The organism is Halomonas sp. CSM-2 (genome assembly GCF_002119345.1).
Taxonomy (GTDB): Bacteria; Pseudomonadota; Gammaproteobacteria; order Pseudomonadales; family Halomonadaceae; genus Vreelandella; species Vreelandella janggokensis.
Window position 1 is genome coordinate 1 of sequence record NZ_NBYR01000020.1, and the last position, 12,188, is coordinate 12,188.

Sequence of the window (12,188 nt, forward strand, 5' to 3'; positions counted from 1 at the left end):
GTCATGCGCCCGATATCCTGCCCGAAGTCGAGGATGATCTGCCGTGCCTTGTGAATCACGAGAGCTGCGCACCGTGCTACAAGAGYTGGTGCACCGTGCGGCTCTCGTGATTCACAAGGCACGGCAGATCATCCTCGACTTCGGGCAGGATATCGGGCGCATGACGGTGCTCAAGACGCTGCGGAGCCGACTGCGTTATCCACGAGGAACGCCATGCTGACCGTCAATCGGCGACACTCTATCCACAAGCAGTTCCAAGCGACACGCGATCGCCAGATATGTCGTGCCTGGCGGGTGGAAAGGCATGACAAAACGGGCCGTCAGCACCGATCAGCACGGTGGGTTTTGGCAATAACGGGCTTGCGAAAGCCAACTTGCACGGGGCGAATGATCAAAAAGTGCTCGCTGGCGGTGATAGGGAAAGTGTCGGCGCCGGCTTCACGGATTCAGGTACAACCTCCCCTGATCGACTAAAATTGAAAGTGAAATTGACAACTCGCTGCATTGCTCAAGTGCTTAATTATGATCCAGGCGATCAAAGCGAGAATGCATCCGAACCATCGTATCGATAACACACCCCGCCCAAGCCTCTGCACCAGAGTTCCAGCGCGCCCGTTCGCTGGTCATTGCAAGCCGGTAGTTTCTATCATGCCAGAAGTGATTTAGAGACCATCCAATAAGAGCCGGAAGGACCGCAACACCTGAGCCAATAATGATATCTTACATTTCTACCTCATGGGCCCAGAATAGCTGTAATGTCGACGGGCACACCAATTAGCCAACGCATTCAAAGTCTAGGAGTTGACCATTTCGCTGAGACAGATCAAATTCTTTTTTAGTCTCTGGCCAACCCCTTCTAGCAATCAAAAGGTGACATTACTGCGGCTGCTTAGCATATTCCTCCCACAAGTCAGCTACTTTATTTCTCTCCACGTTTTTAGCGATCTTGAAAAGAGCAGCAGATTCAGCTTTCTCTACCGTTTCTAAAAATTTTAGAACGACATGATAGTGGGGGCGGTTCCAGAAATCATGGATAAAAATACGGGCCTTCTCCGGTTCTTTTGAGTATTCCAAAATGTGCTGAATAGCAGCCATTGTACAGGCTACACGGAAACGACCATCAACAAGAATCAAATCAAAAGCTTGTGGATGTTGATGAATAGCCGTGCTGTACGCCGGGAATTTCGATGCTTCCTGCATCGAAACAGGAAAGCCCCACTCCTTGGTAGGACCAACATCGACTGCTTCGATTTGGCATTTTTCGCCCAATTTATTCTTAAGTGCATTGACCCATTTGTCATCGCTTTCCACGCCTTTCACTGTCAACCCTTCAGCAATGGCCCATACGGTTGAGCCGCCCGACCCAAATTCGAAATATTGGTTTGCTTTTTCGAGGCTTATTTTGAAGAGTTTACGCTCCCCTAGAGACATATGTGGAGCGTCAGGCAGAGGAAATTCTTGTGTACTATTTGTTGTTTCATATGGCTCTTCCTTTTCGGACTGTGGGGTCTCCCCTGTTTTCTCTGAATTAAAAACCAACAAACTTTGTTCAGCCAGATACTTTTCCGCTTTATCTTCATTGAAATCCTTCAACAACTTATAAGCCATATCCTTGATGCCATATACCGTATGCAGTAGGAAGGCTAGCTTAGTGCGCTGGTTGTCGCTCAGTTGGGCTTGGCGGTCATGGCTGGGAAGAAATAGCGCATCAGCACTTTGCAGTTCCGTGGCCTGTCGCTTTTCTTCGGGTACTGATTCCGGGAAGTAGCCGACATGTTGCTCGTTATTAAAGCGATAAAAGCGGAAGCCGTTGCGGCTTGCCCAGTGCTGTAATTCGGCAAGGCTTGGCTGCCTTTCGTGCGTTGGCTGAAAACTGACACAGGCTTGAATGAGCAAAGTGTCTTTCAGCGCATTTTTGCCGTGTTCAAGAATGCTGGCGGCATCACTAAGCTCATCCAAAATTAGCCAATCTAGACTTGCGAGACCGTTAATGCTATCCAGTGCGATCGTGTTAATGGGCAACTGGGCCAACACCTTGGCGCCTTTTCTATGGCGTTCAGGCAACTGGTTATCTGGCAGTGGGGTGAGCGAGCTGCTTAGCGCCGGTTCCAGGCAGGCATTGAGTTTGGCTGGCTGGCCATCGCCAAGCGAGGTTTGTTGGAATAGTTGGATATGTTCATGCCCAGCGTAGGCCTCTGGGTTTTGAACGTCGCTCGCTGCATCAAAAGCAAGGAGAGCAAAGGCATTGGTTTTGGCAAGCTTTTCTGCCGCGCTGGCTTTAATGAGTTTGGCGCTGTTATCCAGCACAACGAGCTTGCCTATTAACTCCCACTGGAAACTATCGCTTGAGGTAGACTTCTCTGCTGCCTGAATATCCAACAGTTGTTTGTCATCCTCAAACCACAGATCACCTGCCGCATTGAACGATAGCGCTTCTGGGGCTTTTTTCTCACAGTAACGTTGCCAAATGGCACGCATGGCTTGGGTAAAATGTTTGGCAAAGCGCGGGCCATCACATAATGGTGATTGCAGCAGTACCTGGCGTAAGCTGCGGCGAATAGTACTTAAACTTTCTAAATCACTGGCCAGTTCTAGCACGCGGGTGTGATATTCCTCCCAACTATGGGTCACCAATTCTGGCATGCCCGCATGGGTTAGGTGGGTAGCACTGTGACGGCCCGCAAAGGTTGGCCCTGGTAACGTGACGACCGGCACGCCCATCAAGAATGCTTCGCAGGTGGTCAGCCCGCCTGAATAAGGCCAGGGGTCCAAGGCGATATCGGCTTGGTTATAGGCTTCAAGTAACTCGTAGTTGCTGCCAGGACCTTCGATAATTAACCGCTCTCGCTTAATGCCCTCCGCTTCCATCGCGCTGTAAAGACGCTCGCAAAAGGCTTCGCTGGTGTAAGGACGGCCTTTTAATAGCAACTTGGAATTGGGTAGGTCCTGCATAATGCGCGCCCAGCGCGCCAGGGTGACGCTGTTAAGTTTGGTGGGGTTATTAAAGCAAGCCAGCGTGATATAACCATTGCGGTTAGCAGGTAGTTCGGCTAATGGCGGTAGTTTGGCCGGCGGGTCAAACACGATGTAGTCATCCGGCATGCGAATGAGTTTCTCAGTGTAATACGCATCTTCGCCTGGTGGAGTTTCGATGGCATCGCTGATCAAGTAGTCGATCGCCTGCACACCGGTGGTATTGATTAACCCGCCAACCCATTTCACCAGCAGCGGTGCAGGCTGCATGGCCATTACACGCATACGGTTACCGGCATTATGCCCGGTGAGGTCAATCAAAATATCTATTTCATCTTCGCGGATTATTTGGGCAAAATCTTCATCAGAAAGGTGCTGCATGGACTGCCAGTGGTGCACTACCGCTTTAATCCTACGCGTCAACTCATCATTTACCTCGCTAGAGGTATAGGCAAATAACTCTGCTTCAGATGTTGCTAGGTTTCCCAAGCATCGAATAATCATCTTGCCGACGGGGTGCTTGCGTAAACCGTCTGAAAAAAAACCTATACGCAAACGCTTACTCGGCTGAAGGGTGCGCCGTGGCCGAGGTGGAGCTGTTTTCGGGGCGTAGCGCGCTTCCCAGGCTTGAGCCATCTCAGCAATTGCTTCACGGCTTGCCATTGGGTCGTAGTGCATTGCTGTTAGTTGGTTGGAGTAGGGTAAAGGATTTTCAGCTGCGCGCTTAACTGCTTCAAAGTAATAAAAATAGGCATCGTCAATCCGCCCAAGCTCTCGACAAACGTTTCCAGCACCGTTCCAATGAGAATAATGCCCTGGTTGAAGCTTTATTAAGCGCTCATAGACATTTTTGGCATCATCGTAACGGTAAAGGCCTAAATAGATCGCCCCTAAAGCACTTAGTACATCAATGTCATTTGGAGCAATTTGGCGGGCCCGTTCGGCCAAGGCTAACGACTTACCAAAAGCAGCATGATCTAAATAAACCTTAGCGCGTGTAATCAAACCATGTGCCGATGGCTCCCCTACTGACTCAGCCTCATCCAGGTAAGCCAGCGCTTGATAAACGTTGTGACGCTTATAAGCCACATAACCTAACCATTCGTAGTGTTTTGGCTCGCTGGGGGCCAGCTCAGCCGCTTTTTCAAATGCTTTCCGTGCTTCGTCCAGATCGCCATCTTTTGCGGACAGCCGTCCCAACCACTGCCACGCATCCGCGTTCTCCGGGTGCTTCAAGGCATAACGCTTGGCTTGCTCGCGTGTCATGTTTTTTTTATGCAACGGGCGTTTTGACGTGCGGTGTTGTTTGGCTGGCATTCTTAGCGGCTCGGTCGAAAAAAGGCAAACAATAAAAAATTAAGCGTACGCTGCTTACTAGGGAGCTAAAATGAGAAGCAGCCTCCATATTAGCGAGTTATTGGGCGGTTTGGCAGGAACCCAATATAAAAAGCGGGCCCGAAGGCCCGCTAAGTGTTGAGCAATTGCTCAAAATACTAACGAGAGGATTAGCCCAGCAGAGATAGCACGTTCTGCGGCAGCTGGTTGGCCTGCGCCAGTACTGAAGTACCGGCCTGCTGCAGGATCTGGCTGCGCGTCATGTCGGCTACTTCAGACGCATAGTCGGCATCTTCGATGCGTGAACGAGCAGACGCCAGGTTGGTTTCGTTGGTACTCAGGTTAGTGATGGCCGACTCGAAACGGTTCTGCACCGCACCGAGATCAGAACGTAAGGTATCAACAGTGCTCAGCGCAGAATCAAGTGCAGCCATCGGCCCGTCACTAAGCTCGCCGACAACAACTGCCTCATCGGAATTAATATTCACCGTTAAGGAGTTACTCGTTGTGTCACCAGCAGCACCGTCAACAATTGTAAAGTCGCTTGCATCAACAGAAACAAACGCAGTGGCGCCATCAGCATCGGTACCCTGAATGAACCAGTTACCATTTCCATCTTGCTTGAACGCAGTTGAATCAAGAGCATCAGGGGTAAAGTTACCCGCAGTCCCGGCATCGGCTAAGGTCACGTTACCAGCAGTGATGTTATCGCCATCGCCATCTACAATATCACCAGCCGCGTAAGCCGTCAGAGCAGCAGCACCGCCATCAACACCGTTGACGTTGAAGGTATCCAGGCTAAGTGTTTCAGCAGTAATCTCTTCGAGATTCACTGAAATTGTTTCACCATCATTAGCGCCAACTTGGATTTGAAGACCTTGATCGCTGGCCAGTACTTGTACGCCATTGAAGTTAGTCTCTTCAGAGATACGATCAACTTCGTTAAGGCGTTGGTCGATTTCTGCCTGGATAGAGTTCAAATCGTCCTGGCTGTTGGTACCGTTTTGCGCCTGAACAGACAGTTCACGAATACGCTGTAGGTTGTCATTAACCTGGTTAAGAGCACCTTCAGCGGTCTGCGCGACGGAGATACCATCGTTGGCGTTACGCTGCGCCTGGCTTAGACCATTGATCTGAGAAGTCATGCGGTTGGCGATCGCCTGACCGGCGGCGTCGTCTTTGGCGCTGTTAATGCGGAGGCCAGAGCTCAAACGCTCCATGGAAGTCTGCAGGCTGTTCTGCGATTCACGCAGGTTCTGCTGGCCGATCATCGAGGTGATGTTGGTATTGATCACTGACATGGTGTAATACTCCTTGCTTTGGACACTGGCCCTGAGGCCTGCTTTCGGCCACCTTGTGTGCCGTTATATTTATTAACGGCGCGGCAGAGCGAACCTTTAGGGTCAAAGTTAAAAAAACACCAAAATTCGCTAAAAAATTGTTATCAAAAGTAAACACAGCGCTTGCTAGAATTTTGATACGCAAACAGGGCCTTTCGGCCCTGTTGATATGACTTGCTCTATTGCTGGCTAGCGAACGGGTTACTTACGTCCCAACTGATAATCCAGCGCGTCAAACTGTTGGGTGAGATAGGAGCTTGTGCTGTTCATCTGGGCGATCATCGCATCCAATTGGCCGAACTGGGTACGGTAGCGGGAAATAGTGCGATCAATAGTGCTTTCCATACGCTCATAGCGCTCACCAAGGCTATCGATGCGGTTTTCTACACCGCTAATCGCATTGCCCAGGGTGCCGTTTTTGCTCATCAGCTGCTCAAGCGTCGTGCTTAAGCTGCTTGCCAACCCCACTGAGTTCTCATTACCTTCTACACCTGTAAAGAAATCGCTGAGGGAATCGGGGCTGTTTTTGGCCAAATCGCTGACGGCTTCGTCGTCCATTTCCAACGTGCCGTCGCGCTGCAGGGTAATACCTAGCTGGGTTAGTGTGGAAAACTCACCGCCCGCAACACCACCAGTCAATACGCTGCGAAGGCGGTTTTCAATGGTGCGCACAGTACTATCGCCCACCAACTCCGCCGCCACACCTGTCTCACTATCATAATTGGTGGCGGTGCCAATGGTACTTTTGACATCATTGAAAGCTTTAACAAATGCGCCAATCGCTTCGCGTACTTTCAGCGTGTTGCGCTCTACCGTGACGGTGCTGCTAGCGGTTTCGCCCGCCCCTAGGCTTAGCTTGCCTAGGTTCAGGGTCACGCCTTGAATGGCATCTTCAATGCTGTTGCTGGGGCTTGTAATCGCAATGCCGTTAACCGTCAGCGCGGCATCCTGGCCGCTTTGCGCGGTGTCGCTGGCAAAAGGCGGCGTGGCGACGTCAGTGCCACCGGCATCTACGAAGCTGAAACCGGTTACCGAGGCATCCAGGCCCGTCTCGCTGGAGCTAAGGGCCAGGCGGTAGCCTTCGCCGTCAAAAATCACGCTGGCGCTGACGCCCGCGTCTTTCCGTGCGTTTATCGCGTCGCGAATGTCTTCCAGGCTGCTGCCCGCGGCTACGTCGATGTTAACGCTTTCCTGGCCTGCAAAATCGAGCCGTAGCTGGGTGGCACCACCCATATCGAGAGGGGCATCGCTTTCAGTATCGATCAGTCGTTGAGAGGCCAGCGTCCCGGCGGTGGCAAGCGCAGTAACCTCTACCCGGTAGCTACCGGGCATGGCATCCGCGCTGGTGGTGGCCGAAACCTCGTCACCGCGCACGTTGGCCGAAAGGCTCTGGTAGAGTTTGGGATCATTCAGCGCATCAACCGCATCCTGGAATTTATCCATGGACGATTGAATTTTGCCGTAGGCGGAAATCTTGGCTTCCTGCTGTTCCTGCTGGCGGACAATCGGTGCGAGCTTGCCGCGCTCGGCATCGTTCAACTGGTCCAACAGGCTGTTGAGGTCTAGGCCTGAGCCAATACCGAGAGAGGTTATCGTCGCCATACTGGGAATCCTCAGTGTAGAAGGCTAAACCAAACACGTATTGCGCCCATAAAAAGGCCGCCCGTGTTCTGTTTTTATCGATTCTTTAATATATGTTCTTTGCCTATCGGCCAAAGAGCAGGCTTCTTTAACGCCTTTTTGTTGCTTAATGTATCACACTGGCATTGAAAAGCCCGCCAGAAGGGCGGGCTCAAGTTCATGAGTTACGTTGATTCGCGGAGACTATTAGCCACCAGCTTGCGCATCTAGCGCGGCAAACTGCTGAGTCAAGTAGTTACTGGTCTGGTTCATTTCGGCGATCATGCCGTCCAATTGGCCAAACTGGGTGCGATAGCGATCAATGGTTTGACCGATGGACTGCTCCATACTGGTGTAGCGACTGCTCAGTGATTCAATACGGCTTTCACTGCCGCTGATCGCGCCAGTAACGGTACCATTGGTACTCAGCATCTGCTCCACGGTGGTATTCACCTGACCTGCCAGACCAGGATTATCGCCACTGCCCGCGAAGAATTCAGATAGGGCCTGCTGGTCGTTGGCGACGACGTCATTTAGCTTGTCGTTATCCAGCGAGAGCGTACCGTCAACCTCAAGCGAAATGCCGACTTGGCTAAGCATCGAGAAGCCATCGCCCTCTTGCGCCACATCGCCACTCAGCACGCTGCGCATGCGAGACTCAACGGTACGAACCGTGCTGTCACCATTGAGTGGTCCAGCCTGCCCGGTCTCCTGGTTGAAGTTGGTCAGCTCGCCTGTTGACTCTTTCAGCGCGTTATACGAATCGACAAACGACGTGACAGCTTCACGCACGGCAAGAGTGTCCTGCTCTACCGCAACGGTGCTATCGCCCTCGCTTTGCAGGTTCAGCGTAACGCCTTGAATCGCACCCTCGACCTGATTGGTCGGGCTGGTGATATCGATGCCGTTGACGTTTAAAGCAGCGTCGGTGCCATCCTGCAATGTATTTGCTGTATCAGCAGCGAACGGGGCGGCATCGCTAAACGAGAAGTTACTGATAGATGCATCCGCACCGGTTTCTCGTGAGCTTAGTGCCAACCGATCTTGGGTGCCATCGTTGATGATAGTGGCATTGACCCCCGCGTTTTCATCCGCGTTGATGGCATCGCGGATATCTTCCATCGAACTGTCGGCGGCGATGGCAACCGTCGTTTCACTGCCGTCGCCAAAGGCGAACGTCATGTCCTGGGCGGCCGTGGTGAGTGCCGCTTCCGCATCGTCTACACCCTCGGAGGCCAACGTACCCCGCGTGGCCAAGGTATCCACGGTAATGTTGTAACTGCCGGGCATGGCAGTTTCATCGGCGGCAGCGCCCACTGATTCGCCACTGACATTGGTCGACAGGCTCTCGAAGAGGGAACCGTCAGCAAGTGCACTCGCCGAGTCCTGGAACTCGGAAAGCGCACTCTCCAACTGCCCATAGGCCGATATTTTGGTATTTTCGGTTTCTACTTGTTGCTCAATCGGGACAAGCTTTTCGCGTTCAGCGTCTTCAAGCTGATCGAGCAAGCCGTTCAGGTCCAACCCTGACCCTATACCGAGAGAAGAAATAGCACCCATACGCTAACCGCCTTTTTTGAAACGAGTGAAGCAACCGCCTTCATTAACGCCCATCCACTACACCTTACTGGGCTACCGTGTTGCTAACGTTAAATATGTTTATTTCATTACTGATTACTTAGTGACTCGGCTTATAAAGAACAACCTTGAACATTCTAGCCAATTTTTAAGTACCAAAATGTAACCAAGCGTGTGCGAGTGCACGCTATCGCCCGACCCCCAGATACGTAAGCCCCGCTGCCTGGGCGGCGCTTGGTGTAAACAGGTTGCGGCCATCGACCACCACTTTATCGTTTAGCTGGCTGGCCAGCCATTCCAGATCGACGCTGCGAAATGCTTTCCATTCGGTACAGATCACCAGGGCATCAGCCCCTTTGACTGCCTGAATGCGGTCGCCGGCGAGCAGCAGATCGTCGCGGTCGCCGTAAAGGCGGCGGCATTCGGCCATGGCCTCGGGATCGAAGGCCTGCACCTTGGCGCCCGCCTGCCAGACCGCCTCCATCAACGTGCGGCTGGGGGCTTCGCGCATGTCGTCGGTGTCGGGCTTGAAGGCCAGCCCCCACACGGCAATGGTTTTACCCGTCACATTACCCAGCGCTGATTGCAGTTTGGTGAATAGGGTTTGCTTTTGCTGGGCGTTAACCGTTTCCACTGCATTGAGTAGCGCGGGGGTGTAGCCCAGTTGCAGCGCGATGCGCTCAAGGGCCTGCACATCCTTGGGAAAGCATGAGCCGCCGTAGCCACAGCCGGGGTAAATAAAATGGTAGCCAATGCGCGGATCGCTGCCGATGCCTCGGCGCACGTCTTCAATATCCACGTCGAGACGTTCGGCAAGGTTGGCCATTTCATTCATGAAGCTGATCTTGGTGGCCAGCATGGCGTTGGCGGCGTATTTGGTGAGTTCTGCCGCGCGCACGCTCATGAACATCAATTTTTCGTGGTTACGGTTATAGGGGGCGTAGCATTCGTGCATGCGGGCTTTGACGCGCTCGCTTTCAGTCCCGACGATAATTCGTGCGCCGCGGGTAAAGTCCTCAATTGCGGCGCCTTCTTTCATGAATTCAGGGTTGGAACACACATCAAACGGCACATCGACGCCACGGGCAGCGAGGGTTTCGCTGATCGCTGCATGCACCTTCTCAGCAGTACCTACCGGCACGGTGGATTTGTCGATCACCAGCTTGTAATCGTTCATGTGCTGGCCAATGGTGCGCGCAACATCCAGGACGTAGCGCAAGTCTGCGCTGCCGTCTTCATCCGGCGGGGTGCCCACGGCGATAAACACCAGCTCACCATCGCGCACGGCTTGCTCGGCATTGGTGGTAAAGCTGAGCCGCCCGGCGTCGACATTGTGCGCGACAATATTGCTGAGACCCGGCTCGAAGATGGGCACTTCACCGGCATTCAACTGGGCGATCCGCTCGGCGTTAACGTCCATGCAGGTGACCTGATGGCCGACATCGGCCAGGCAGGCGCCTGCGACTAATCCTACGTAACCGGTTCCAAAAACACTGATATGCATGCCGTGTTAACTCACTCATCAATACGGGTGGCGAAATTTATGACGAGCTTATCACGTCATTTGGGCATTGATGACGGGGCGTGGCAGGAAAAACATGGGATAGACGTTGGTCTAATATCGACTTTCGTTTATAATGCACTGCAACACCCCGGCATTGAGCACATAGCATTAAGCATGCGTTTTCAGACGCTCAGTGCTGCCCGGCTAACGTATCAGGAGAAGGAAATGCCCAACGACATGTCCACCGCCAGTCACGTTCAGCGCAGTTTACGCCAGTGTTTGGCCGTCGTGGCAGAGCTGCTTTACGACAACGGGCATGTATTGGAAACCATCACCCTGACCAAACGCGGCCTGAGCAGCAAAGAATTGAAGTTGCTCAACCAGAGCGCGCCGGACTGGGCCACCTGCCAGCAGGTGCTGGAAACCAGCCAAGCGGCCACCCGCAATGAGCAGGGTCGGTTTGTGTTGACCCCCATGGGTCGCGAGCTGATGTTTGATATGTTCGGGGAAGGCGCAGCGGACTGTGCCTAGCCCCTGACACTAACGTCGTTTTTAGCGGATACCTAGAAACGACAGGATAAACAGCACGACCACGACCAGCCCGATGATATAGATAATATTTCTCATAGATGCACTCCTTGCGAATTGCGTGGTTAAAAACGCAATTTGTTGTTGACCTATGTAGCCTAGCAACCCTTCCCAGATTTTGCGTATTCAAGACGTTAGTTGCCCCCTCAGTTAACAAGACTGACTGGAACCCTTACACCGCTGTGGGTTCAAACAGGTTCCTGTTTGTTGAGAGTTTGCCATGCGCTTGTTGATGTCCGCCGCTTTTTTCGCTGCCACGCTGTTCTCCTCCGCCATTAGTGCCCAACCGACGTCTCCCTCACCGCCCAAGGCTGATGCGCTCAGCAACCTGAGCGACGACGCCCGCGGTTATTCACGCTTGCACAGCATTGTGGTGGCCCATCAGGGTCGGATCATTCACGAGCACCACCAGGGCGGCCCGGGGGTTGATGCGCCCGCGAACATCAAGTCACTCTCGAAAACTGTACTGGCGGCGCTGGTGGGAGCTGCTATCGAAGAGGGTATTATCGAATCCACCGATCAGACGCTGGTGTCGCTGCTCGGCAACCATGTGCCTGAAGGGGCGGACCCCGAGGTTGCCGATATCACCGTGAGTCATTTGCTGTCTTTACAGGCAGGGCTTGAGCGCACATCCGGCCAGAATTACGGCGCCTGGGTGGCCAGCCCCAACTGGGTGGAAGATGCGCTGACACGACCATTTGTCGACCGACCCGGCGGTCGCATGCTGTATTCCACGGGTTCCAGTCATTTGCTGTCTGCCGCACTGACGTACTCCAGCGGCGAGTCCACCTACACACTGGCCCAGCGATTGCTGGCAGAGCCACTGAATATTGCCATCCCCCCCTGGCTGCAGGATCCTCAGGGGATCTACTTCGGCGGTAACGATATGCAGCTCTCACCGCGTGCGCTGGTGCACATTGGCGAGCTGTATCGCAACGACGGTGTCGTCGTTGATGGCAACGGCAACGAACAGCGTGTGCTGCCGGAAGGCTGGGTCGCGCGCTCCTGGACGCCGCGGGGCACTTCTCGCTGGACGGGCGACGGTTACGGCTATGGCTGGTTTATCACGCAGTTGGGCGGCGAAGACGTTTACTACGGGCGCGGCTTCGGCGGCCAGGCGCTGTTTGTGGTCCCCGAGCGGGCGTTAACCATCGCCATGACCGCTGACCCAACGCCGCCCTCGCCCGGCGGGCAGTTTCAGGAACGCCTGAATACCATGGTTGCGAATCTCTTAACGTACGAGTAAACCG

At 53.4% G+C, this 12,188-nt stretch carries 7 protein-coding genes and 1 pseudogene; 3 read left to right on the forward strand and 5 right to left on the reverse strand.

The genetic code is table 11. The features are described 5' to 3' along the window. Nucleotides 1-46 precede the first annotated feature (46 nt). A pseudogene (locus B7L15_RS19400) lies at nt 47-220 on the forward strand (IS1380 family transposase); the annotation flags it as partial. Nucleotides 221-876: 656 nt separating this feature from the next. Here B7L15_RS19400 and B7L15_RS16055 read toward each other — a convergent pair. The 5 genes from B7L15_RS16055 to B7L15_RS16075 all read right to left on the reverse strand — a co-directional run bounded on the left by B7L15_RS16055 (nt 877) and on the right by B7L15_RS16075 (nt 10,350). Beyond that, nucleotides 877-4,290: an O-linked N-acetylglucosamine transferase, SPINDLY family protein gene (locus B7L15_RS16055; RefSeq protein WP_085919942.1), complete on the reverse strand. Its 3,414-nt coding sequence runs from the start codon at nt 4,288-4,290 to the stop codon at nt 877-879. Nucleotides 4,291-4,478: 188 nt separating this feature from the next. After that, complete coding sequence (locus B7L15_RS16060; protein ID WP_085919943.1) at nt 4,479-5,609, reverse strand: FliC/FljB family flagellin; 1,131 nt, start codon at nt 5,607-5,609, stop codon at nt 4,479-4,481. Nucleotides 5,610-5,849: 240 nt separating this feature from the next. Further along, complete coding sequence (gene fliD, locus B7L15_RS16065) at nt 5,850-7,250, reverse strand: flagellar filament capping protein FliD (RefSeq protein ID WP_085919944.1); 1,401 nt, start codon at nt 7,248-7,250, stop codon at nt 5,850-5,852. A gap of 225 nt (nt 7,251-7,475) precedes the next feature. Beyond that, complete coding sequence (gene fliD, locus B7L15_RS16070) at nt 7,476-8,828, reverse strand: flagellar filament capping protein FliD (RefSeq protein WP_085919945.1); 1,353 nt, start codon at nt 8,826-8,828, stop codon at nt 7,476-7,478. Between the two features lie 205 nt (nt 8,829-9,033). Continuing rightward, nucleotides 9,034-10,350: a UDP-glucose dehydrogenase family protein gene (locus B7L15_RS16075; protein ID WP_085919946.1), complete on the reverse strand. Its 1,317-nt coding sequence runs from the start codon at nt 10,348-10,350 to the stop codon at nt 9,034-9,036. A 39-nt stretch (nt 10,351-10,389) separates the two neighbouring features. Here B7L15_RS16075 and B7L15_RS20030 point away from each other — a divergent pair, with 39 nt between their 5' ends. Next, on the forward strand, nt 10,390-10,881 hold the full coding sequence (locus B7L15_RS20030) for a hypothetical protein (protein WP_369596868.1): 492 nt from the start codon (nt 10,390-10,392) through the stop codon (nt 10,879-10,881). Nucleotides 10,882-11,158: 277 nt separating this feature from the next. Further along, entirely contained in the window at nt 11,159-12,184 is a 1,026-nt protein-coding gene (locus B7L15_RS16085) for a serine hydrolase domain-containing protein (protein ID WP_085919948.1), read from the forward strand. Nucleotides 12,185-12,188: the final 4 nt, after the last annotated feature.

Bases quoted from the DNA above. Each gene is read 5' to 3' on its own strand.
- B7L15_RS16085 (WP_085919948.1), top strand. From the start codon at position 11,159: ATGCGCTTGTTGATGTCCGCCGCTTTTTTCGCTGCCACGCTGTTCTCC.
- B7L15_RS16055 (WP_085919942.1), bottom strand. From the start codon at position 4,290: ATGCCAGCCAAACAACACCGCACGTCAAAACGCCCGTTGCATAAAAAA.
- B7L15_RS16075 (WP_085919946.1), bottom strand. From the start codon at position 10,350: ATGCATATCAGTGTTTTTGGAACCGGTTACGTAGGATTAGTCGCAGGC.
- B7L15_RS16060 (WP_085919943.1), bottom strand. From the start codon at position 5,609: ATGTCAGTGATCAATACCAACATCACCTCGATGATCGGCCAGCAGAAC.
- fliD (WP_085919945.1), bottom strand. From the start codon at position 8,828: ATGGGTGCTATTTCTTCTCTCGGTATAGGGTCAGGGTTGGACCTGAAC.
- fliD (WP_085919944.1), bottom strand. From the start codon at position 7,250: ATGGCGACGATAACCTCTCTCGGTATTGGCTCAGGCCTAGACCTCAAC.
- B7L15_RS20030 (WP_369596868.1), top strand. From the start codon at position 10,390: ATGACGAGCTTATCACGTCATTTGGGCATTGATGACGGGGCGTGGCAG.